The organism is Oceanobacillus sp. CF4.6 (genome assembly GCF_051262635.1).
GTDB lineage: Bacteria > Bacillota > Bacilli > Bacillales > Amphibacillaceae > Oceanobacillus.
In genome coordinates this window covers 150,176-172,682 of record NZ_JBIMEX010000007.1, presented here as the reverse complement: position 1 = coordinate 172,682, position 22,507 = coordinate 150,176, and the positions used below count along the sequence as shown (strand labels likewise).

Genomic DNA, 22,507 nt, shown 5'->3' with positions numbered 1-22,507 from the left:
TAAACTATTCTTTACTTTTTCATGGTCAGATATGGTAAAATAGGTTTATTAATAATGCATTCTACCGCACAGCAGCAATGCTGTGGCGTTTTTTCTTAATTACAGATTATTATGCTATACTATTTTTATATTAATTTATTAAATTATTCAAATTGTTTCACGTGAAACAATTTTATACATAGATAGAAAACTAGTTTATACTGTTAAATTATGAAGGTGGTGTCAGGTAGTGGTACATCCTTTTAATCGGATATTTGGTATGGGGGATAAGGGGAGTCCTGAACCGGACGAAGTAGGTTATACTCCGGATGAAGTGATTCAACTTGAAATAGAGAACATTCAACCAAACCGTTTTCAGCCAAGGACTATTTTTAAAGAAGAAAAAATTAAGGAATTGGCTCAAACTATTAAAACACATGGTATGATTCAACCCATCGTCGTTAGGAAAATAGACGAGGGAAAATTTGAAATTATCGCTGGTGAGCGTAGATGGCGGGCTGTTCAATTTTTGGGTTGGGATAAGATATCATCAATAATACGAGACATGACAGATTCAGAAACTGCTTCTATTGCATTAATTGAAAACCTTCAACGTGAAGAGCTTACGGTTATTGAAGAAGCACATGCCTATGCGAAGCTCCTTGAATTGCATTCACTGACACAGGAAGCTTTAGCTCAACGACTGGGGAAAAACCAGTCAACAATTGCTAATAAGCTCAGGTTGTTAAAGCTTCCGGATGAAGTACAGTCAGCTTTATTGAATAAAATAATAACAGAACGGCATGCACGAGCTTTAATTAAATTAAAGGACAAGGAAAAACAATTAATGGTCCTACAAGCGATTATAGATAACGATCTTAATGTAAAACAAACAGAAGAACGTATAGCTAAAATTAATGATCCGAAAGAACCGAAGAGAAAACGCCCCCAATTAAAAGGTGTTAATAAAGATATTCGCATAGCAATGAATACGATTCGTCAGTCGTTAAGTATGGTATCGGATACAGGAGTAGATGTAGAATCCGATGAAAAAGAGCATGATGATTATTATCAAATCACAATAAAAATACCAAAAAAGAAATAATCTTATTATACTTTATTTATTCTATACCCATCTTATATCTTTCAAGATGGGTATTTCTGTGTAGTGGTTAATCATTATAAGATTAATTTACTATTTCTTTAAAATTGTAAAATTAATAGTCCTTTTGGTGAAAATAATGATAATATAGTATTTATATAGTTAGGTAGGTGTCAACATGGGGAAAATAATGTCCATCGCAAATCAAAAAGGTGGTGTAGGAAAGACAACTTCATCAGTAAACCTTAGTGCATGCCTTTCATCATTAGGAAATAAAGTATTGCTTGTTGATACGGATCCACAAGGAAATGCAACGAGTGGGGTAGGGATCAACAAAGCTGATGTCAGTAATTGTATCTATAATGTGCTCGTTGAAGATTTACCTGCTGAAGAGGTTGTAATTCCAACAAATGTAAGCAACTTAGATATAATACCTGCAACCATTCAGCTTGCTGGTGCTGAAATTGAGTTGGTTCCAATTATTTCAAGAGAGATACGATTGAAAAAGGCTCTAGAAAGCTTAAAAGAAGAGTATGATTATATAATTATAGATTGTCCTCCATCACTAGGGTTATTAACGATTAACGCACTTACTGCCTCAGATACGGTAATGATTCCTGTTCAGTGTGAATACTATGCATTGGAAGGACTTAGCCAATTATTAAATACCATACGTCTCGTTCAAAAGCATTTAAATAAACATCTTATGATAGAGGGTGTGCTGCTAACAATGCTCGATGCGAGAACGAATTTGGGAATTCAAGTCATTGAAGAAGTAAAGAAATATTTTCAGGATAAAGTCTATAAAACAATCATACCGAGAAATGTAAGGTTGGGAGAGGCACCAAGTCACGGTTTGCCGATCATTATTTATGATCCAAAGTCCAAAGGTGCCGAAGTTTATCTTGAATTAGCGAAGGAAGTGATGGTTAATGGCGAAAGGGTTAGGTAAAGGGTTAAACGCCTTTTTTCCTGAAATTGAAAAACAAGAAGATGCTTCCATTCAAGAAATTGCTATCACAGAATGTAGACCAAATCCATATCAACCTAGAAAAACATTTCATGCGGATGCAATTGAGGAATTAAAAGAATCAATTTTAGAATATGGTATCATTCAACCATTGATTGCACGGAAAAGTATCAAAGGGTATGAGATTGTTGTTGGTGAAAGACGATTTCGTGCTGCAAAAGAAGCGGGGCTGAAAACCATTCCTGTCATCGTAAAGGACTTATCCGATGAAAAAATGATGGAAATTGCACTGTTGGAAAACCTGCAGCGTGAAGATTTAACACCGATAGAAGAAGCACATGCCTATGCGAATTTAATGAGTGAGCTGAAGGTTACCCAAGAAGAATTATCAAAACGTTTGGGTAAAAGCAGATCTCATATTGCGAATATTGTTCGCTTACTTTCTCTCCCAAATCAGGTAGTTGCCTATATAAATAACGGAGAATTATCAATGGGGCACGGTCGTGCTTTACTTGGATTGAAAGATAAGGACAAAATAATGCCATTTGTTAATAAAATTCGGCAGGAAAAGCTAAATGTACGACAAGTTGAAAAGTTAATTATAGAATTAAATGAAAGACCTTCCAGAAAAACAGAAAAGCCTAAAAAAGATGTTTTTATTGAGGAAAGAGAAACTGCCTTGAGAGAACGATTAGGTACAGCCGTAAATATTCATAAAGGTAAACGCAAGGGAAAAATAGAAATTGAATTTTATAATGATGAAGATTTAAACCGGATCATTGAATTTTTGGATAAATAGACATCTATCACAAGGCTGACAAAGCAATCGTCAGTCTTTTAATTTATTTTATTAAAGGTTTATCTAGAAGATTGAGACAGCACTTACTTATCCCACCGAAGGGGAATTGTTGTTATTTCATAAAAGATATAAATTGCGAAGTAACTGCTGGTTTTCTATCAGTATGCAGAAACTTTGGCGAACGCTCTGGGAAATATACTTGCGGTTCGCGGGCGGCTGGTGAGCCTCTTCATGCTAACGCATTTCAGAGTCTCACCTATGCCTTTCCTCCCGCTGGAGTCTTCGTATATTTCCCAGAGCGATTCCGGACGGCAGCAATAGCACATGTCCATGGATATCAGCCACCAGTTACTTCGCAGTTTATCTCAACTACGAGGATTATAATGTAACAAAATACTATAAAAAATCTATAGAAAGAACCTTTTGTGAAAGTAATTTTCTAAATAAAGTAGGTAATTCGAGAAGCAGAATCTGAAGTCGGATGAAATGCTAAATTAATTGGTTCTGAATTTTTATCTCTTTCTAACGAATGTTCCACGTGGAACATTCGTTAGAAAGAGCATTACGAAAACATATGTTGGAGAGATAGCGATGATTTTATTTGGAACATTAATAAATGGACTATTAATAATAATAGGAAGTATTCTTGGGTTATTTTTCACCAAAATCCCTGAAAGATATAAAGAAACAGTGATGCAAGGTATAGGTCTGGCGGTAGTGCTAATAGGTCTGCAAATGGCATTTGTGACTGAACAGATTATTATTCTTCTCCTAAGCTTGTTATCGGGTGCAATTATTGGTGAACTCATTCGTTTGGAAGAGGGGTTAAATAGACTTGGTCAATGGATAGGTAGTAAATTTACATCATCAGGAAGTGAATTTAGTGTTGCGCAAGGGTTTATTACAGCAACATTAATATTTTGTATTGGTGCAATGGCCATTATCGGAGCTTTGGATAGCGGTATTAGAGGCGACCATGAAGTGTTGATAACCAAAGGTGTGATTGATGGTTTTGCTGCGCTTGTGTTAACAACTACTTTGGGTTTTGGAGTAATTCTATCGGTCATACCGGTCGTTCTTTATCAGGGTGCTATTGCCTTGTTGGCAACGCAAATCGAAAAATGGATACCAGAGTCATTTTTGAACGGAATGATTGTCGAATTGACTGCAGTAGGCGGATTACTTATTGTAGCAATTGGTTTAAATCTCCTAAAGATAACTCAAATAAGAATAGGTAATCTATTGCCTGCTATAGCAACTGTAGGATGTATTTATTATATTTATCAACTTATAATTCACTAAAAATAGATTGAAATAAAAGGAGACAGGTAAAAACACACACGTTTATTGTAATTAATAACGTGTGTGTTTTTTGTATGTAATCGTTCATACATTGCTGTTTTTAATTGGTTGCATACAAAGTCAGACGGTCCATTTATTGGGTTTCTGGTTCTTTGAAATAATAACAGTAGGGGATAAATGGTAGGTTAAACTCCGATCAACGCTATCCAAAACTTTAGATATTTCTCTAGCCATATCAATAACAATTGACAGTCTAGTATTTTGTAAAATAGAATGCTCCATAAATCCACTAATATTGACAACTCCAGTGATGCTTATATCTCCGATGGCAGGCAGGGATTTATTTAAAGCAGACCCTGGCTGTAATGAACCCTTTTCTGTAATAATATGCCCGATTGAAGCATTCCGTCCGAGACAAGCATCAATTGCGATAATAAAAGGGTTCCTATGGTTTTCTTTTATTCTATCAATTGCTTCATGTAAATTTATGGCATGTACCGGTTTACGTAGTGTTCCATAAATCTGCATATGTTTTGGCTTTGTTTCTTGAAAAAACGTACCGGCTAATGGACCTAATGCATCTCCTGTAGAACGGTCGGTTCCTATACAGAGAATTACATATTCACGAGGGATTTCCGGAAACCAGGATATAATCCTTTCGCTCATTAAAATGGAAAGCTCAGCGTCTGTATGTGGCATACGGAAATAATCAGCAGATTTGTCAAATCGATTGTTTAGATTCATAGCTTATCCTCCCGAAACATATTGGTATAGTATACGGATTTTTTTAACGAACTATACATACGAATATTAAAAATATTGGAGGAAGCAAAATGTGGGGAGCTGGCTTTAAATGGATGTTTTTAATAATTGGTACAACGATTGGTGCTGGGTATGCTTCGGGCAGGGAATTATGGCAATTTTTTGGACATGAAAGTGGACTTGCTATATTATTATTTACGGTATTATTTTCAATTTGTTGTTCGGTGATTATGAATATAAGCTATAGATTGAAATCACCCCATTACTTACCGGTGCTTCAGGAGATTGTAGGAAAAAGATTAACTGGTGCATTTGATGTTATGATTTTATTATATTTATTTACAACGACAGTAATCATGATTGCTGGTAGTGGTGCAACCGGTCAGGCGTTTAATTTCCCCTACTGGATGGGAATAGGTATTATTGTTGTAGCCTTGGTTTTATTGTTTAGTAAAGGAGTTAATGGGCTTTTAAGCATAAACCAATTCATCCTGCCGATTCTACTTGGAGGAATGCTGTATATTCTAATTATGTTCACCATCGATCAGGAATTGGCGTTGTTCTCACATTGGCATGAACAACGAAATTGGATGGCTGCCTTTCCATTTACAGCTTTAAATATTTTGCCGCTTGTAGCAGTTCTTGGAGCGATTGGGAATAAGGTTCAATCGAAAAAGGAAATAATGATTGCCTGCTTGGGAAGCGGCATTTGTCTCGGTAGCATCTCCTATATTTATAATAATAGTCTGATTCAAATTGCAGATGAAATCCTTTTGTATGAAATCCCTTTGTTTGCCATATTAAAGCATTACCCATTTGAGATACTGATTCTTATGTCGATTCTTTTGTGGTTTGCTATTTTTACAACAGCAGCTTCTGGGATGCTGGGAATTGTTACTAGATTACAGGAGTATTTTCAGAAACCATTACAGTCAATAGCTATTGGTACGTTAGTTTTAATGCTTCCACTAACAACATTTGGATTTTCAACATTAATTAGCATTATATACCCCATATATGGGATACTTAATTTGTATATATTAGCTAGATTATTATTGTATCCACTATGGAGTAAGTTGGACAAATGGAAGTAATTGAATTTTGGAGGATAGAAATGGAAATAATTAATGAACAATTATCAGTATTATGGACATATATAACAGGTCCGGAATTATGGACTATATTGATCTCAGCTTTCGTAAGAATTACCGTTATTATTATCATCGCGACAACTATCGTGAAGGTTACGAGGTCACTGGTCGATAAGACTTTTACAAACAGGACAAGGGGTCCCATTCGAATTTCACAACGTCGTGAAAAAACACTTAAAAAACTGATTAAAAATGTAGTTGCATATGTTGTCTACTTCATGGCAATCGTAATGATTTTAGGTGTATTTAACTTTGATGTAGGGCCGTTACTTGCAGGTGCCGGGGTGATAGGTTTGGCAATTGGTTTCGGTGCACAGAACCTGGTCAGGGATATCATATCTGGATTCTTTATCATTTTTGAAGATCAATTCTCAGTTGGAGATTATGTAGCTGTTTCCGGTGTGGAGGGAACAGTAGAGGAGATTGGACTTCGAACAACACAGGTCTTGAGCTGGACAGGTGAAATGCATATTTTACCTAATGGAAATGTTACACAAGTAACGAATTACTCCCTTCATAATGGGCTTGCAGTAGTTGATATTAATATCCCTTATGAGAGCAATGTTGCAGATGCAGAGAAAATTATTGACGAGGTAGCGATTACGCTGCCGGAAAAGTATGAATATATTGTTGGTGCGCCGGAGACAATCGGAGTGCAGAATTTGGATGTATCGCACTTTGCAATTCGTATCATTGCAGATACATTGCCTGGGTTCCAATGGGCAGGAGAAAGAGTTATTCGAAAAGAAATGCAGGACAAACTTTATAAATCTGGCATTGAAATACCAGCGCCACGGCTTGTTATGTATTCCAATGAAGATAAAGAAAAATTAATGAGGGAAAATAGAGAGCGCGGGCTTTAAATTTTAGTTATAATTATAGATAAAAAAGGAGAGCCCGAAATGGAAAAAGAATTTGGATTAAATGACGTTGTACAAATGAAAAAACCGCATCCATGTGGGGAAAATCGATGGAAAGTGATTCGTTTAGGCATGGATATCCGGATTAAGTGCCTTGGTTGTGGACATAGTGTAATGATTCCACGAAAAGAATTTGCAAAAAAGATGAAAAAGGTCATCGAAAAAGCAGAGGAATTAAATTAGAGTTTGTTGCAATTATAAAATACTTTTCAAGAATATACGTCTTTGATAAATAATTTAAAAATAGTTAAAATTGACTATATTGCTCTTGAAATAGTATTATAGAAGCATAAAGAGATATAAAAAATTAAAAGTAATAGGGTTCAACGCAAAAATAGGCATCCATCATATGCCTATTTTTGCTTTTTACTCGCTTGTCTTTTTACTTACTACTATCTATAATTGGAATAACGAACGCGTTCATTTGAATGGAATCCTTAAGGAGTGAAAGTTTAATGGCATTAACAGCAGGAATCGTCGGACTTCCGAATGTGGGGAAATCTACACTATTTAACGCAATTACACAAGCTGGAGCAGAAGCGGCAAACTACCCATTTGCAACGATCGATCCAAATGTGGGAATTGTAGAAGTACCTGACGAACGCTTAAATAAATTAACTGAATTAGTAAAACCAAAAAAAACGGTACCAACAGCTTTTGAATTCACTGATATCGCCGGTATCGTAAAAGGTGCGAGCAAAGGGGAGGGGTTAGGAAACCAATTTCTTTCACATATTCGCCAGGTGGATGCGATTTGTCAGGTAGTCCGATGTTTTGTGGATGAGAACATTACCCATGTATCGGGTAAGGTTGACCCAATTGATGATATTGAAATTATTAACTTGGAGTTGATCTTGGCAGATTTGGAAACCGTCAATAAACGTTTTCACCGTGTTGAAAAACTTGCAAGACAAAAAGATAAAGATGCAGTAGCTGAACACGATGTACTTGTGAAAATAAAAGACGGTTTAGAAGATGAAAAACCGGTACGGGCTATGGAATTTACCGAAGATCAGCAGAAGGTTGTAAGAGGTCTCCATTTGTTAACAAGCAAGCCGACGTTATATGTAGCAAATGTAAGTGAAGAAGAAATTACTGATCCTGATTCAAATGAAAATGTGCAAAAGGTTAAAGCATTTGCTGCAAAGGAAAATGCAGAAGTTATTGTTATTTGTGCAAAGATTGAAGAGGAAATATCTGAATTGGATCCAGAGGAGAAAGAAATGTTCCTGGAAGATTTAGGTATCACAGAATCAGGGCTCGATAAGTTGATTAAAGCTTCATATAGTCTATTGGGTCTGGCAACCTACTTTACTGCAGGTGTTCAGGAAGTGCGTGCGTGGACATTCCGCAAAGGGATTAAGGCTCCACAAGCAGCAGGAATTATCCATACCGATTTTGAAAAAGGCTTTATCCGGGCAGAAACAGTTTCCTATAATGATCTTGTTGAAGCAGAATCTATGGGACATGCACGCGAAAAAGGGAAAGTTCGCTTGGAAGGTAAAGAATATATTGTTAAGGATGGAGACGTCATTCATTTCCGATTTAATGTATAGAAAGTTATTTAAACACGGTAGCTAGGTGTGGGTTAAACAGTAAAAATTACCATAACGTATAATTAGGATCTCTCGAGTACTTGTCAAACGAAGTAAAATTTGGTATAATTCATCATTGTGAGTAATTAGATTATGATTATTCCTTGCTCTTACCTGAGATGAACAGATAATGTTTGTGACAGATAGGGGCCGCTAAGACCAAAAGGAGGTGTAACGGATGAGAAAATACGAAATTATGTATATCGTCCGCCCAGACATTGAAGAGGAAGCTCAAACAGCTTTAGTTGAGCGTTTTAACAAGATCCTAACAGATAATGGGGCGGAGATTGCAAAAGTAGATGAAAAAGGCAAGAAACGTCTTGCTTATGAAATCAATGACTATCGTGATGGATATTATATTATTATAAGCTTCAGCAGTGGTGATGAAGCAATAAACGAATTTGATCGCCTAGCTAAGTTCTCTGATGATATTATTCGTCATATTGTAATTCGAGATGAACAATAATAAGGAGTGGTTCTGATGTTAAATCGTGTCGTATTGGTAGGCAGGTTGACGAAGGATCCTGATTTACGTTATACACCTAATGGCGTTGCCGTGGCTAACTTTACTGTTGCAGTAAATAGACCTTTTTCAAATCAACAAGGAAACCGTGAAGCCGACTTCATTAACTGTGTTGTTTGGCGTAGACCGGCTGAAAACCTTGCAAATTATATGAAAAAAGGTAGTTTGATCGGTGTGGATGGACGTGTTCAGACACGTACATTTGAAGGACAGGATGGTAAAACTGTATTTGTAACTGAAATAGTTGCAGACAGTGTACAATTTTTAGAGTCAAAAGGTTCCTCTCCTCAGGGAGGACAGGACTCATCAGGATCCCAGCAAAACAGAAGTCAGAACCAATTTCAAAATAAAAACCAGAACCAGAACCAGAACCAGAACCAAAATCAAAATCAGAGTCAGAATCAAAATCAAGACGATCCATTTAAAAATAATGGAGAGCCTATCGATATATCAGACGATGATTTACCATTTTAGAATCTAAAAGGAGGGGTATCAATGGCAGCTCGTCGCGGACGCGCAAAGCGTCGTAAGGTGTGTTATTTCACTGCAAACGGAATCACACATATCGATTATAAAGATGTAGATTTGCTAAGACGTTTCATTTCTGAACGTGGAAAAATTCTTCCACGTCGTGTAACTGGAACATCTGCAAAATACCAACGTAAACTTACAATATCTATTAAACGTGCTCGTACTATGGCATTACTACCATATGTTTCTGAGTAATATAATTAAACCTCAAAATCTTGATTAGATTTTGAGGTTTTTCATTTAGGCTATTTGATTAATGTTAGTTGCTTTTTAATTCGCAGTGTTGAGATAAAATGCGAACTAGGATAGGTTACTTCGGCGACCGCTCTGGGGAAATATACTGCGCGCATCCTAAGGAGGCTGGCGAGCCCCTTCATATAAAAATAATAATATAGTATGGATTTACCTTCCCACCTAAACAACCAACGTAAGTCTTACATTCTTCTTTTCGGATAGATTGAAATCATTTTTATTAATAATCCAATCGTATATATAAAAGCAAATAAGAGATATGTATCGTTCACATCAATAATGAATGTGATAATAGTAAAGAGTAAGAACGGAATCGTGGTTGTGAATGCACTCATTTTCCAAAGGATGGGAAACCGTAATTTGCGTTGCATTAAATAAGCGATCCCTCTTCCGATATAAGCAACAAGAGAGAGGCTAACAATAGCAATAATGGTCAACGGAAGATAATAAAACATAAAAAAATAGATGAATTTAAAGATAAAGTTAAGTTCTGATCCAAATCCGGTAGTAGCATTTAACCTTTCAATAAATTCAGGAATACAGACGATAGCCAAAAGAATGAACATATAAATGATTGCAACATCCATTCCAACTCGATTCAATCGGAACATAGCTTCTTTCTTTGGTAATTTAATACTGTTAAGAAAAACTTGTAGGTAATTCATAATTTTCATCCTTATATATGTGTAATTATTAACATTATAATGCAAAATAAAGAGGAATGCGTCTCTCATTGTGGAAAATAGATCACATTTTTCAAATTGTGACAAATATTGACAGATAAGAAACCAACCATTCCATTTAGGGTGCGCCAGGCTTGAATTCTTATTGCCCGGGAAATAAGAATTCCTACATTATCCGACAAGCCTTTCTATAAAAATCATGTTATCATATTAGAATACGTATCAATCAATATATTTTTACTAGCATAGAGGTGCAATGAATGAATCAATCTAGAAAAATGACAGACGGAGCATTAATGTTGGCAATATTTATGGTGCTATTGTTAATTACCATTTTTGTTCCTGTATTATCGATAATTAGCATGTTCTTTCTACCAATTCCATTTGTATTTTTTGCTTCCAGATATGGCTTTAAGCCATCCTTGTTAATGTTTGCTGTAGCCATGTTGTTAACTACACTTTTTACAACATTCTTTTCTTTACCGTTAGCAGTATTAATGGGATTGGGAGGCCTGACAATAGGTAGTGCTATTTATAAAGGATTATCTCCATATGAAACATGGGCCAGAGGAACATTGGGTTTTGTTATTGGTCTATTATTCGTTTTTGTTTTCAGCCAAGTCCTATTTTCGGTTAACTGGGTCGAGGAATTTGAGATAATTGTAACTGACTCCTTTGAAATGAGTGCGTCGTTAATGGAACAATTCGGTGCCGCAGAACAAACAGAAGCAATGGGGGAACTGTTGGAGTTGCAAGTACAAGTTCTAATTGACCTGCTGCCTGTAGGTGTAGCTTTATCTGCTATATTGCTTGCATTTCTCTCTCAATGGATTAGTTATAAGTTTATTAACAGGATTGAAAGGAAACAGCACCGTTTTCCGCCATTTCGAAATTTAAGATTCCCAACATCAATAATATGGGTTTATTTCTTTGCTTTACTTCTTTCATTCTTTAATCTTGATCCTTCAGGTATATATTTTATGGCGGTACAGAATGTTATCGTACTTACTGGTCTATTAATGACATTGCAAGGATTTTCATTTATATTCTTTTATGCCCATCATAAGAAGATGTCAAAATTTATACCAATTTTTAGTATTGTTCTTACAATACTTTTCCCGACATTTTTGCTTTATTTCGTTCGAATCTTAGGTATAATTGATATAGGCTTTAGGCTAAGGGATCGCCTGAAAAACGGAAATAAATAGATAGGTGATTTGAGATATAGGAGCTGAACGCGATGCCGGACTTACAAAAGAAACCTACACTGAGTAGTCATTTGTGGGTAATTTATTTATTATCCCTTATTTTACTCGGTGTCACATGGTACTTTCAATGGATATTGGGTCTCATTATGACTGTCGTTTTGGCTGCTTCCTTTTATTATAGTATTAGGACAGAAAAAGCACTTCTTCATGAAGCAGAGCAATATATATCCATGATTTCCCACCGGATTAAAAAGGTTGGGGAAGAAGCATTATTGGAGATGCCATTTGGAATTATTCTTTATAATGAAGATTTTAATATTGAATGGGCTAATCCATATATGAATAAATTTAGCGATAATAATCATAACTCGCTTGTTGGTGATTCCCTTAACAAACTATCTGAAAATCTGATCCCAATGATTAAAGAGAATAAGGATAGCATTTGGTTTGAACTGAATGATTACAAGTTTCACACAGTTATCAGGAGAGACGAACGATTGCTTTATTTAATGGACCGAACGGATCAGCAAGAATTGCAGCAGCTTTATCATGATGAACAAACGATATTGGCAATTATTTTCTTGGATAATTATGAAGAGATCACCCAAAACATGGACGATACTGTGAAAAGTCAATTGAACTCTCAAGTAACCACGGTATTGAATAATTGGTCCAGCCATTATGGGTTGTTTTTAAAACGTACATCACAAGAAAGATTTTTAGCGGTTGGAACGAAGGAAATTCTCCAACAGCTGGAAAAGGTTAAATTCGATATTTTAGATGAAGTGCGAGAGATGATTGGAGCAGAGAATAATCCAGTGACCTTAAGTATTGGTGTTGGGGTGGGCAATATCAGTTTGCCTGAGCTAGGAGAACTCGCACAATCCAGTCTTGATTTGGCGTTAGGGCGCGGTGGTGACCAGGTTGCAATTAAAGAGGATCAGGGCAAAGTGCGTTTTTACGGAGGAAAAACAAATCCGATGGAAAAACGAACACGTGTCAGAGCACGTGTGATATCCCACGCATTAAAAGAATTGATAAAAGCGAGTGATAATGTCATTGTCATGGGACACAAGTCACCAGATATGGATTCTCTTGGTGCAGCCATAGGTGTGCTAAATATTGCAAAAATCAATAATATTAATGGGCATATTATTTTTGACCCAGATGATTTGGATACAGGTGTATACCGTTTAGTTGATGCAATCAAAGCGGATGAAGAATTATGGAGCTATTTTGTTGAACCTGACGAAGCAGAGGAAATGATAACAAGTAAAAGTTTACTAGTCATTGTAGATACGCATAAACCTTCTATGGTAGCTGTTGAAAGCCTGCTTAATAAGTCGGATTATAAGGTTGTTATTGACCATCACCGCAGAGGCGAGGAATTTATCGATAACCCTACATTGGTTTATATGGAGCCATATGCTTCTTCCACTGCGGAACTGGTAACAGAGCTACTGGAATATCAGCCAAAAGGAACCAAGTTGAAAATGCTTGAAGCGACTGCTTTACTGGCTGGTATAATTGTAGATACAAAAGGTTTTACATTACGAACAGGTTCCAGAACTTTTGATGCTGCTTCTTATTTACGTTCCAAGGGTGCTGATACAGTCTTGGTGCAGCAATTTATGAAGGAAGACTTGGAACTTTATATCAAACGCAGCAAAATAATTGAACGTGCCAACATTTACCGAGATCATATTGCAATAGCAAAAGCTGAATCAGGTACAGCATATAGCCCTGTATTGATTGCACAAACTGCAGATACGTTGCTTACGATGACGGGAATAATAGCATCATTTGTCATTTCTGAAAGAAGTGATGGAAGAATTGGTATTAGTGCCAGATCGCTTGGTGATATAAACGTACAGGTGATCATGGAGAAAATGAATGGTGGTGGCCATTTAACAAATGCTGCTACTCAAATAGAGGATACAACGATTAATGATTCAGAAGCATTTCTAATAGATATTTTGAATGAGTATTATGAAGGGAGAGAATCGGAATGAAAGTAATTTTTCTTAAAGATGTAAAAGGCAAAGCAAAAAAAGGTGAGGTAAAAAACGTACCCGACGGATATGCACGTAATTATTTGTTAAAAAATAAACTTGCAGAGGAAGCAACTGCAGGAAGTTTGAAAGCATTGGAAGCTCAAAAGCGCAAAAGTAGTCAAATGGAGCAACAGGAAAAAGAAGAAGCTATGAATCTTAAAGATACGTTAACAGAATTAACGATAGAACTGAAAGCAAAATCAGGAGAAAGTGGTCGCTTGTTCGGTTCCATTACAAGTAAACAAATTGGTGATGCGCTAAATAAACAACACGGATATAAGATTGATAAACGTAAAATTGAACTGGATCAGCCAATTCGGGCATTAGGCTATACAACTGTACCAGTGAAACTTCACCCTGAGGTTTCTGGTTCTGTAAAAGTACATGTAAGTGAACAGTAAACGTAAAGGATTAAAAAATAGTACCTTACTGAAATCGGCTTAATCGCCGATTTCTTCTGTCTGGACAGCTGGCTTGTGTAATTTGGTAAAAATAAAGAGGAAATAATTTTACCTCTTTTGAAAAAGGGGGAGAGAACGATGAGTCAAACGTGGAATGATCGTACACCGCCACATAATATAGAAGCGGAACAATCGGTAATTGGAGCAATATTTCTAGAGCCGCAAGCATTCTCGACAGCATCAGAATTACTCGTACCTGAAGATTTTTATCGTGCAAGTCATCAGAGGATCTTTGCTGCAATGATGAGTTTATCAGACAAAGGTGAGCCAATTGATGTTGTCACAGTTACTACCTTTTTAAATAATAAGAAACAGTTAGAAGAAGCGGGCGGTGTAACCTATCTATCACAGGTAGCCGAGAGTGTCCCAACCGCTGCAAACATTGAGTACTATAGCAAAATAGTTGAGGAAAAGGCGATACTCAGACGATTGATCCGGACTGCAACAGATATTGTTACTTCCACCTTTGAAAAGGAAGATGAAGTTGAAGATGTACTGAATGATGCAGAAAAGAATATTCTCGAAGTATCAGGCAGGAAAAATACGGGCTCTTTTAAAAATATTAAAGATATATTAATTGATGTTTATGACAATATTGAGCAGCTTCATCAACAAAGTGGTGATGTTACTGGGGTTCCAACCGGTTTCCATGATTTAGATCGGATTACGTCAGGTTTCCAGCCAAATGATTTAATCATTATTGCTGCACGTCCATCAGTGGGTAAAACAGCATTTGCCTTAAATGTTGCCCAAAACGTAGCAGTGAAGACGGAACAAAATGTAGCCATTTTCAGTCTTGAAATGGGTGCAGAGCAGCTTGTTCAGCGTATGCTTTGTGCTGAAGGGAATATAGATTCACAACGGCTTCGTAATGGACAATTAGAGGCAGACGACTGGGGAAAACTGACAATGGCAATGGGGTCATTATCCAATGCAGGAATCTATATTGATGATTCTCCCGGAATTCGTGTTAGTGAAATTCGGTCCAAATGCCGTCGTCTAAAACAGGAGCATGGGCTAGGTATGATTTTAATAGATTACTTGCAGCTTATACAAGGTAGTGGGAGTTCACGTGAAAACCGTCAGCAGGAAGTTTCAGAAATTTCACGATCTTTAAAAGCACTGGCAAGAGAGTTAAAAGTTCCGGTGATTGCATTATCTCAGCTTTCCCGTGGTGTGGAATCACGTCAGGATAAGCGACCGATGATGTCAGATATTCGTGAATCTGGAAGTATTGAGCAAGATGCAGATATTGTGGGATTTCTATATCGTGATGATTACTATGATAAGGAAACAGAGAAACAGAATATTATCGAGATTATTATCGCCAAGCAACGTAATGGGCCAACTGGAACGGTTGAGCTTGCATTTGTGAAAGAATATAATAAATTCGTTGATTTGGATCATCGTTATCAAGAGGGAGATGTTCCTCCTGCGATGATGCAGGCATAGCAATAAAATAAAAAGCAGCCATTGGCTGTTTTTTATTTTTGTCCTTTCACTAATGTTTAAAGATTATAGCTTCAATAATTACAATTCTTTACGAAGGAATGGGTAACCGCGGCCCCAATCTTCTAGAAAGCAGACCTATTTCCCAATTATTCATTCGTATTTTAAAGGAATGATGAGCAAATGTATGTTATTTCGATTTACGAAGGATACAAGCAAATTTGCCAGTAATTACCTACGAAAACAGCTATTTTTAAGGTTTGTAATAAGTATTTATTACGTTTAAACTTAATAAGTTGATGAAAAGCAGTGCGGAATTAAGAATTTATCCTAAATGAATCAAAATTAGATTCATTTTTTTCCCGTGTTTACAAGATGATATAATGGTAGTGCGACTATACGACCATACGATCGTTTTACATATTTCGTCAAAAAGAGGCAAAAATGAACTATAAGAGGTGAAAGATGTGCCAATAATTGAAACAAAGAATTTATCAAAAATTTTTGGTAAAAATTCAAAACAAACATTAAAACTGATGGATAAAGGATTATCTAAAGAAGACATTTTGAAGGAAACTGGTAATACAGTAGGTGTGAACCGTGCCAGTTTTACAGTGGAAGAAGGAGAAATCTTTGTCATCATGGGGCTGTCCGGTAGTGGGAAATCCACTTTAGTACGTTTGCTGAATCGCCTTATTGAACCAACAGAAGGAAGTATTTTAATTGATGGGGTAGATTTGGCGAAGATGGATAAAAAATCGTTGCGAAAAGCGCGTAGAGAAAAGATGAGTATGGTTTTTCAGCAATTTGCTCTATTTCCACATCGAACGATTATAGAAAATGCAGAGTATGGTTTGGAAATTCAAAACGTACCAAAAGAAGAACGCAAGAAAAAGGCTGAAGAGGCTTTGAATTTAGTTGGACTAGGTGACTATAAGCACCAGAAGCCAGGACAATTATCTGGTGGGATGCAACAGCGCGTTGGTTTAGCCCGTGCATTAGCCAACGACCCGAAAGTATTATTGATGGATGAAGCATTCTCTGCATTGGATCCACTGATTCGTAAAGAAATGCAGGACGAGCTGATTGATTTACAATCTTCTATGAAGAAGACCATTATCTTTATCACTCATGACTTAGATGAAGCGCTGCGTTTAGGCGATCATATTGCCTTGATGAAAGATGGGGTTGTTGTTCAGATTGGGACACCTGAAGAAATTTTAGTGCATCCAGCAGATGATTATGTGGAAAAATTTGTGGAGGATGTAGATAGATCCAAGATACTAACGGCACATCATATTATGAAACGACCAGAGACAGTAAATATAGAAAAACATGGCCCACGTGTTGCTCTCGAACGTATGCGCGAAGAGGGAATCTCAAGTATTTTGGTAATTGATGGTAAACGTGATTTAAAAGGCTATGTTACAGCAGAAGATGCTTCCGATGCACGTAAGAAAGAAAGTAGTAATTTACAGGATATTTTACGAACGGATATTCCTAAAGTTAATCCAGATACAACGATGCATGATATATTTGCCATTATTCATGACTCACAAACACCTGTTGCGGTCGTTGAAGATAACAAACTAAAAGGAATTATCGTTCGTGGAGCTGTAATTGCCGCTTTAGCTGGGGATGGCGAGGTGAATTTAGAAAATGCTTAATAACATGTTGGATTTTGTTCCCGTAATACCTATATCAGAAGCAACAGAGGCTGTGACAGATTGGTTAAAAGAAACGTTTGCATTTCTATTTGATCCAATTAAGGAACACTTTGGGAATCTTATGGAATTCGTTGCTGAGGGTGTATTAATGAACATCCCACCTATTATTTTTATTATCCTAGTTGCCCTTATTGCATTTTTTGTCACTGGTAAGAGATTTGGACTCGCTGCATTTTCTATTGTGGGGCTGTGGCTAATTTATAATCAAGGCCATTGGGAAGACTTGATGAATACAGTCACCCTCGTATTGCTTGCTAGTATGTTATCCGTCGTTATCGGGGTGCCAATTGGGATATTAATGTCGAAGAGCAAGGTAGCTAATACAATTTTCACACCAATATTAGATTTTATGCAAACCATGCCGGCATTTGTTTATTTAATCCCTGCCGTTGCATTTTTTGGAATTGGGATGGTACCAGGTGTTTTTGCATCACTTATTTTTGCAACACCCCCAACGGTACGTTTTACTAATTTAGGAATTAGACAAGTATCGAATGACTTGGTTGAGGCTGCTGATGCATTTGGTAGTACAGGTGCACAGAAACTATTTAAGGTAGAGCTGCCAATGGCGAAAGCTACCATTATGGCTGGGATTAACCAGACGGTAATGCTTGCATTATCCATGGTTGTTATCGCATCGATGATTGGCGCGCCAGGTCTAGGTAAAGAGGTTCTCTCTTCCTTACAACGTGCAAGCGTAGGACCAGGCTTTGTCGCAGGGATCGGAATTGTTATTCTAGCGATTATTATCGATCGAATTACACAAAATATCAATCGCAAGGAAGCTTAATTATTCGTTGGCTATCTTTTCATTAGAAAAGTTTCCATATAAAAATTTTAAGAAAAGGGAGTCGGTATTTTATGTTGAAATTTAACTGGAAACGTCTAGGATTAGTATCTGGACTTTCATTAGCATTGTTTGCAGCAGGTTGTGGCGCTGCAGAGGAAGAAGAAACAGATACTGGATCAACAGATACAAACGAAGATACAGAACAATCTTCATCCGTGGAAGGTCAGGAAATTGAATTGGCTTATGTGGAGTGGGATACAGAGGTTGCATCCACACATGTCATTGGTAAGGTTTTAGGAGACTTAGGTTTTGATGTTAAATTAACGGCACTTGATAATGCTGTTATGTGGGAAGCAGTTGCAGGTAGTGAGGCAGATGGTATGGTTGCGGCTTGGTTACCAGGAACGCATGCTGCACAGTTTGAAGAATACGGAGATCAAGTCGTTGATTTAGGTCCAAACTTAGAAGGCGCAGCTATTGGCTTAGTTGTTCCAAGCTATATGGATGTTGACTCCATTGCTGATTTAGAAGGACAAGCTGATCAAACCGTTACTGGTATTGAGCCAGGAGCAGGTGTGGTTGCGGCATCCGAACAAGCATTAGAAGATTATGAAAACCTTGAAGGCTGGGAAGTACAAACTTCTTCAAGTGGTGCCATGGCAACAGCATTAGGTGAAGCATATGAAAACGAAGAAGAAATCATTGTTACTGGTTGGTCTCCACACTGGAAATTCCAAGCATATGACTTGAAATACTTAGAGGATCCAGAGGGTACATTTGGTGAAGCAGAAACGATTAATACAATGGTTCGTGAAGGATTGGAAGAAGATATGCCAGAAGCATACCAAGTTCTGGATAACTTTAACTGGACTCCTGCAGACCTTGAATCTATCATGTTTAATATCAATGAAGGAACAGATATAGAGGAAGCTGCAGCAACATGGGTGGAAGAAAATTCCGATAAAGTAGCTGAATGGACAGAAGGAATTGAATAAATAAGTGATAAAAACAGACTGTGCATGCTTGCAGTCTGTTTTTTTATGGGCTGTTTTTAAAAAGTGGTACTGTGGTTGCTTACCGTTGTTATTGCCATTTTACCGTACAATACTATTTAAAATCTATTTAATGTTCGTATTTTAAATTGACTCCCCCTTTTATTATTGATAAACTTACAATTGGTTATAATAAAAGCATATGATTCACATAAATTTATTGGAGGTGTACTATGTCCTCAGTAGTAGTTGTAGGAACGCAATGGGGCGATGAAGGAAAAGGGAAGATTACTGACTTTCTATCGCAAAACGCAGAAGTAGTTGCAAGATATCAAGGTGGAAACAATGCAGGTCATACAATTAAATTTGATAATGTGACTTATAAATTGCATTTGATCCCATCCGGTATTTTCTTTAAAGAGAAGATATGTGTTTTAGGAAATGGCATGGTAATTGATCCGAAAGCTTTTGTTGAAGAAGTTGCCTATCTACATGAGCGTAACGTCTCGACAGATAACCTTCGCATCAGTAATCGCGCACATGTTATTTTGCCATATCATATACAGCTGGATATTCTTCAAGAAGAGGAAAAAGGCATTAATAAAATTGGTACAACGAAAAAAGGTATTGGTCCTGCTTATATGGATAAAGCAGCGCGTATGGGTATCCGTATTGCCGATCTAATGGATAAAGAAGCTTTCCGTGAAAAGCTTGAACAGAATTTGAATGAGAAAAATCGTTTGTTTGAAAAAGTATATGAAATTGATCCATTGAAAGTAGAAGATATCTTGGAAGAGTATTATGAATATGGCCAGCAAATGGCGCAATATGTGACAGATACTTCGGTTGTATTGAATGATGCACTTGACGCGGGTCGACGTGTTCTTTTTGAAGGCGCTCAAGGTGTTATGCTTGATATTGACCAAGGAACCTATCCGTTTGTTACTTCTTCCAACCCGATTGCCGGTGGTGTAACGATTGGATCTGGTGTAGGCCCGACAAAAATCAATCATGTTGTTGGAGTATCGAAAGCTTATACAACACGTGTAGGTGACGGCCCTTTCCCAACAGAACTACATGGTGAAATCGGTAATCAAATTCGTGAAGTAGGTCGTGAATATGGAACAACAACCGGAAGAGCTCGTCGTGTCGGTTGGTTTGATAGTGTCGTTGTACGTCATGCGCGTCGCGTGAGTGGAATTACAGATTTATCATTGAATTCCATTGATGTTTTAACAGGTATCGAAAACCTGAAAATTTGTATCGCATATCGTTACAAAGGAGAAATCATGAAGGAGTTTCCTGCCAGCTTGAAGGTATTAGCTGAGTGTGAGCCTGTTTATGAAGAAATGCCCGGTTGGACAGACGATATTACAGGTGTTAAAAGCCTTGATGAATTACCGTCCAATGCCCGGCATTATTTGGAGAGAGTGTCACAATTAACGGGGATTCCTTTATCGATTTTCTCTGTGGGTCCAGACCGTTCGCAAACAAATAATGTACGCAGTGTGTACAGTCAATAATCAGTTCGTGTATGAGGTTGTCTACGAAGACAGCCTCTATTTTTTTGTTTCCAGGCAAAATATGTAAAATAATGGGAGTAATGATACAGTTTCTTTACATTATTCGACATTCTCTTTTTAATCCTTTTTACCTATGGTAGATTAATAGAGTACTTAAAATCTATAAAAAAGAGAAAATTCATATTGATATTGATATACATCGTATCAAAGAATGTCGGAGGAAATACAGGAATGTTTAAGAGGAAAACAGAGAGTCTTACAAAAAAGAAAAGTAATCTATTAGGGAAACTGGCATTAACTGCATGTTTAGGACTTGGGTTTACCATGACAACCGCTTATGCCGATGACGCACTTGGAACGGTTTATCATGTGTATGTGGACGGGGAACATGTTGGGAAAATAGACAAAAAAGAAGTGGTTCAGCGTGTTATTGATATGAAGATTACCGAAGGCGAACAAAAATATGAAAATCTATCCTTAGCAGTAGGAGAAGATGTCTCTTATATTTCAGAGAAGGTGTTTAACCCCTCTTTTGATAACAATAAGGTACTAAATAGACTAAATGAAGAGCTAACTTTAAAAGCGAATGCTGTAGAGCTTAAAATTGCTGATCAGACAGTTGGATATTTCAGCAACAAAGATGCAGCCTATCCTATTTTAGAGGACTATATGAATGAATATGTGGATGTAGAGCTTCTTACAGATATAAAGCTCGAAAATGATACAGAAGAAGTAACAATTGAAGGTTTATTGAAAAGTGAAAACATGGAGCTCTCTGTTGGAGAAAGCGTGGTAACAGATGTTACTTTATCAGAAGTAGTTTCATTATCCACTCAAAAAGTATTGCCTGATGAGATTTTAAGTGGTGAGCAAGGTATTACCATGTTGGAAAAAGGAACACTTGAAGAACAAGTCCATACGATACAAGAAGGTGAAGTACTAGGTAAAATTGCCAGTGAATATGATTTAACCATAAATAAATTACTGGAAATAAACCCTTCCTTAGCTGAAGATTCCATCTTAAAGCCAGATCAAAAAATACATGTAATGGAATATGAACCGTTTGTCGATGTTATCATAACGGAAGAAAAGTTAGTTAAAGATACAATTGGTTATGAAACGGAAGTAATCGAATCTGATGAGATGTACAAAGGTGAAGAGAAAGTGAAGCAGGAAGGAAAAGATGGTATAAAAGAAGTTCTTTATTCCATCGAAAAAACAAATGGAAAACAGACTGATAAAAAGGCTTTGGATGAAACAGTAACCAAGGATCCAGTCAAAGAAGTAATTATCAAAGGGACAAAGATATTATCACCTACAGGTACAGGCGATATGGTTTGGCCAGCTGTTGGCGGATATATTTCCAGTCATCCAGGCGAACGCTGGGGGAAAACACATAAGGGAATTGATATTGCCCGTCCATCAAACCGCAATATTCTTGCAGCTGATAATGGAGTAGTTGAATCTGCTGGATTCAACAGTGGTGGATATGGTAATAAAGTTGTTATTAATCATAATAATGGAATGAAATCTATTTATGCTCATCTTTCTTCGATTGATGTTAAAGTTGGTCAGGTTTTAGAAAAGGGTAGCAAGATCGGTGTAATGGGCTCAACGGGAAATTCAACAGGAATCCACCTTCACTTTGAAGTCTATAAAAATGGAGCACTACAAAACCCAACGGAATATGTAAGCAAATAAGAAAAAGGCTGACTCTTTGAAGTCGGCCTTTTT

Annotated in this window: 22 protein-coding genes; 20 read left to right on the top strand and 2 right to left on the bottom strand. The window is 36.9% G+C overall.

Annotation, left to right across the window (positions count from 1 at the left end):
* The first annotated feature begins 229 nt into the window (after positions 1-229).
* The 4 genes from noc to ACHABU_RS12630 all read left to right on the top strand — a co-directional run bounded on the left by noc (position 230) and on the right by ACHABU_RS12630 (position 4,152).
* Complete coding sequence (gene noc / locus ACHABU_RS12645) at positions 230-1,084, top strand: nucleoid occlusion protein (protein WP_435765261.1); 855 nt, start codon at positions 230-232, stop codon at positions 1,082-1,084.
* A 175-nt stretch (positions 1,085-1,259) separates the two neighbouring features.
* Positions 1,260-2,033, top strand: coding sequence for a ParA family protein (locus tag ACHABU_RS12640; protein WP_435765260.1), 774 nt, complete (start codon positions 1,260-1,262; stop codon positions 2,031-2,033).
* Complete coding sequence (locus tag ACHABU_RS12635) at positions 2,014-2,850, top strand: ParB/RepB/Spo0J family partition protein (RefSeq protein WP_435765259.1); 837 nt, start codon at positions 2,014-2,016, stop codon at positions 2,848-2,850. The genes ACHABU_RS12640 and ACHABU_RS12635 overlap by 20 nt, the downstream gene beginning before the upstream one ends.
* Before the next feature lie 591 nt (positions 2,851-3,441).
* On the top strand, positions 3,442-4,152 hold the full coding sequence (locus tag ACHABU_RS12630) for a DUF554 domain-containing protein (RefSeq protein ID WP_435765258.1): 711 nt from the start codon (positions 3,442-3,444) through the stop codon (positions 4,150-4,152).
* A 120-nt stretch (positions 4,153-4,272) separates the two neighbouring features.
* Here the strand turns inward: ACHABU_RS12630 and yyaC are convergent, their stop codons facing one another.
* Positions 4,273-4,896, bottom strand: a complete 624-nt coding sequence (gene yyaC, locus ACHABU_RS12625) for a spore protease YyaC (protein ID WP_435765257.1) — start codon at positions 4,894-4,896, stop codon at positions 4,273-4,275.
* A gap of 89 nt (positions 4,897-4,985) precedes the next feature.
* On the opposite strand from yyaC, the gene ACHABU_RS12620 reads away from it, so the two are divergent.
* The 7 genes from ACHABU_RS12620 to rpsR all read left to right on the top strand — a co-directional run bounded on the left by ACHABU_RS12620 (position 4,986) and on the right by rpsR (position 9,829).
* Positions 4,986-6,008 carry a YkvI family membrane protein gene (locus ACHABU_RS12620; protein ID WP_435765256.1) on the top strand — a complete coding sequence of 341 codons (1,023 nt, stop codon included), beginning with the start codon at positions 4,986-4,988 and terminating at the stop codon, positions 6,006-6,008.
* Positions 6,009-6,028: 20 nt separating this feature from the next.
* Positions 6,029-6,928: a mechanosensitive ion channel family protein gene (locus ACHABU_RS12615; RefSeq protein ID WP_435765255.1), complete on the top strand. Its 900-nt coding sequence runs from the start codon at positions 6,029-6,031 to the stop codon at positions 6,926-6,928.
* A 39-nt stretch (positions 6,929-6,967) separates the two neighbouring features.
* Positions 6,968-7,168: a DUF951 domain-containing protein gene (locus ACHABU_RS12610; protein ID WP_379496695.1), complete on the top strand. Its 201-nt coding sequence runs from the start codon at positions 6,968-6,970 to the stop codon at positions 7,166-7,168.
* A gap of 272 nt (positions 7,169-7,440) precedes the next feature.
* On the top strand, positions 7,441-8,541 hold the full coding sequence (gene ychF / locus ACHABU_RS12605; RefSeq protein ID WP_435765254.1) for a redox-regulated ATPase YchF: 1,101 nt from the start codon (positions 7,441-7,443) through the stop codon (positions 8,539-8,541).
* Between the two features lie 217 nt (positions 8,542-8,758).
* The gene (rpsF, locus tag ACHABU_RS12600; RefSeq protein ID WP_435765253.1) at positions 8,759-9,046 is read left to right on the top strand and encodes a 30S ribosomal protein S6; all 288 of its coding nucleotides are present in this window, start codon (positions 8,759-8,761) and stop codon (positions 9,044-9,046) included.
* Between the two features lie 15 nt (positions 9,047-9,061).
* Entirely contained in the window at positions 9,062-9,577 is a 516-nt protein-coding gene (ssb, locus tag ACHABU_RS12595) for a single-stranded DNA-binding protein (protein ID WP_435765252.1), read from the top strand.
* Between the two features lie 21 nt (positions 9,578-9,598).
* On the top strand, positions 9,599-9,829 hold the full coding sequence (gene rpsR, locus ACHABU_RS12590) for a 30S ribosomal protein S18 (protein WP_435765251.1): 231 nt from the start codon (positions 9,599-9,601) through the stop codon (positions 9,827-9,829).
* Between the two features lie 239 nt (positions 9,830-10,068).
* Here rpsR and ACHABU_RS12585 read toward each other — a convergent pair whose 3' ends face one another.
* On the bottom strand, positions 10,069-10,551 hold the full coding sequence (locus ACHABU_RS12585) for a DUF1189 family protein (RefSeq protein ID WP_435765250.1): 483 nt from the start codon (positions 10,549-10,551) through the stop codon (positions 10,069-10,071).
* Between the two features lie 278 nt (positions 10,552-10,829).
* Here ACHABU_RS12585 and ACHABU_RS12580 point away from each other — a divergent pair, with 278 nt between their 5' ends.
* The 9 genes from ACHABU_RS12580 to ACHABU_RS12540 all read left to right on the top strand — a co-directional run bounded on the left by ACHABU_RS12580 (position 10,830) and on the right by ACHABU_RS12540 (position 22,474).
* Positions 10,830-11,777: a YybS family protein gene (locus tag ACHABU_RS12580; protein ID WP_435765249.1), complete on the top strand. Its 948-nt coding sequence runs from the start codon at positions 10,830-10,832 to the stop codon at positions 11,775-11,777.
* Between the two features lie 32 nt (positions 11,778-11,809).
* Positions 11,810-13,789, top strand: coding sequence for a DHH family phosphoesterase (locus ACHABU_RS12575; RefSeq protein WP_435765248.1), 1,980 nt, complete (start codon positions 11,810-11,812; stop codon positions 13,787-13,789).
* A complete protein-coding gene (gene rplI, locus ACHABU_RS12570) occupies positions 13,786-14,232 on the top strand; it encodes a 50S ribosomal protein L9 (RefSeq protein ID WP_435765247.1) in 447 nt (148 codons plus the stop codon). The genes ACHABU_RS12575 and rplI overlap by 4 nt, the downstream gene beginning before the upstream one ends.
* 138 nt (positions 14,233-14,370) lie before the next feature.
* Positions 14,371-15,744 carry a replicative DNA helicase gene (gene dnaB / locus ACHABU_RS12565; protein ID WP_435765246.1) on the top strand — a complete coding sequence of 458 codons (1,374 nt, stop codon included), beginning with the start codon at positions 14,371-14,373 and terminating at the stop codon, positions 15,742-15,744.
* 464 nt (positions 15,745-16,208) lie between these two features.
* On the top strand, positions 16,209-17,408 hold the full coding sequence (locus tag ACHABU_RS12560) for a quaternary amine ABC transporter ATP-binding protein (RefSeq protein WP_435765245.1): 1,200 nt from the start codon (positions 16,209-16,211) through the stop codon (positions 17,406-17,408).
* The gene (locus ACHABU_RS12555; RefSeq protein ID WP_435765244.1) at positions 17,401-18,258 is read left to right on the top strand and encodes an ABC transporter permease; all 858 of its coding nucleotides are present in this window, start codon (positions 17,401-17,403) and stop codon (positions 18,256-18,258) included. The genes ACHABU_RS12560 and ACHABU_RS12555 overlap by 8 nt, the downstream gene beginning before the upstream one ends.
* 71 nt (positions 18,259-18,329) lie before the next feature.
* Entirely contained in the window at positions 18,330-19,253 is a 924-nt protein-coding gene (locus tag ACHABU_RS12550; protein ID WP_435765243.1) for a glycine betaine ABC transporter substrate-binding protein, read from the top strand.
* Between the two features lie 230 nt (positions 19,254-19,483).
* Positions 19,484-20,773 (top strand): adenylosuccinate synthase, encoded by a 1,290-nt coding sequence (locus ACHABU_RS12545; protein ID WP_435765242.1) that lies wholly within the window; start codon positions 19,484-19,486, stop codon positions 20,771-20,773.
* A 231-nt stretch (positions 20,774-21,004) separates the two neighbouring features.
* Positions 21,005-22,474 carry a peptidoglycan DD-metalloendopeptidase family protein gene (locus tag ACHABU_RS12540; RefSeq protein ID WP_435765241.1) on the top strand — a complete coding sequence of 490 codons (1,470 nt, stop codon included), beginning with the start codon at positions 21,005-21,007 and terminating at the stop codon, positions 22,472-22,474.
* The last annotated feature ends 33 nt before the right edge of the window (positions 22,475-22,507 follow it).

Excerpts from the sequence above, each read along its gene's own strand:
- ACHABU_RS12640 (WP_435765260.1), top strand. The coding sequence starts at position 1,260 with ATGGGGAAAATAATGTCCATCGCAAATCAAAAAGGTGGTGTAGGAAAG.
- ACHABU_RS12635 (WP_435765259.1), top strand. The coding sequence starts at position 2,014 with ATGGCGAAAGGGTTAGGTAAAGGGTTAAACGCCTTTTTTCCTGAAATT.
- ACHABU_RS12630 (WP_435765258.1), top strand. The coding sequence starts at position 3,442 with ATGATTTTATTTGGAACATTAATAAATGGACTATTAATAATAATAGGA.
- yyaC (WP_435765257.1), bottom strand. The coding sequence starts at position 4,896 with ATGAATCTAAACAATCGATTTGACAAATCTGCTGATTATTTCCGTATG.
- ACHABU_RS12620 (WP_435765256.1), top strand. The coding sequence starts at position 4,986 with ATGTGGGGAGCTGGCTTTAAATGGATGTTTTTAATAATTGGTACAACG.
- ACHABU_RS12615 (WP_435765255.1), top strand. The coding sequence starts at position 6,029 with ATGGAAATAATTAATGAACAATTATCAGTATTATGGACATATATAACA.
- ACHABU_RS12610 (WP_379496695.1), top strand. The coding sequence starts at position 6,968 with ATGGAAAAAGAATTTGGATTAAATGACGTTGTACAAATGAAAAAACCG.
- ychF (WP_435765254.1), top strand. The coding sequence starts at position 7,441 with ATGGCATTAACAGCAGGAATCGTCGGACTTCCGAATGTGGGGAAATCT.
- rpsF (WP_435765253.1), top strand. The coding sequence starts at position 8,759 with ATGAGAAAATACGAAATTATGTATATCGTCCGCCCAGACATTGAAGAG.
- ssb (WP_435765252.1), top strand. The coding sequence starts at position 9,062 with ATGTTAAATCGTGTCGTATTGGTAGGCAGGTTGACGAAGGATCCTGAT.
- rpsR (WP_435765251.1), top strand. The coding sequence starts at position 9,599 with ATGGCAGCTCGTCGCGGACGCGCAAAGCGTCGTAAGGTGTGTTATTTC.
- ACHABU_RS12585 (WP_435765250.1), bottom strand. The coding sequence starts at position 10,551 with ATGAATTACCTACAAGTTTTTCTTAACAGTATTAAATTACCAAAGAAA.
- ACHABU_RS12580 (WP_435765249.1), top strand. The coding sequence starts at position 10,830 with ATGAATCAATCTAGAAAAATGACAGACGGAGCATTAATGTTGGCAATA.
- ACHABU_RS12575 (WP_435765248.1), top strand. The coding sequence starts at position 11,810 with ATGCCGGACTTACAAAAGAAACCTACACTGAGTAGTCATTTGTGGGTA.
- rplI (WP_435765247.1), top strand. The coding sequence starts at position 13,786 with ATGAAAGTAATTTTTCTTAAAGATGTAAAAGGCAAAGCAAAAAAAGGT.
- dnaB (WP_435765246.1), top strand. The coding sequence starts at position 14,371 with ATGAGTCAAACGTGGAATGATCGTACACCGCCACATAATATAGAAGCG.
- ACHABU_RS12555 (WP_435765244.1), top strand. The coding sequence starts at position 17,401 with ATGCTTAATAACATGTTGGATTTTGTTCCCGTAATACCTATATCAGAA.
- ACHABU_RS12550 (WP_435765243.1), top strand. The coding sequence starts at position 18,330 with ATGTTGAAATTTAACTGGAAACGTCTAGGATTAGTATCTGGACTTTCA.
- ACHABU_RS12545 (WP_435765242.1), top strand. The coding sequence starts at position 19,484 with ATGTCCTCAGTAGTAGTTGTAGGAACGCAATGGGGCGATGAAGGAAAA.
- ACHABU_RS12540 (WP_435765241.1), top strand. The coding sequence starts at position 21,005 with ATGTTTAAGAGGAAAACAGAGAGTCTTACAAAAAAGAAAAGTAATCTA.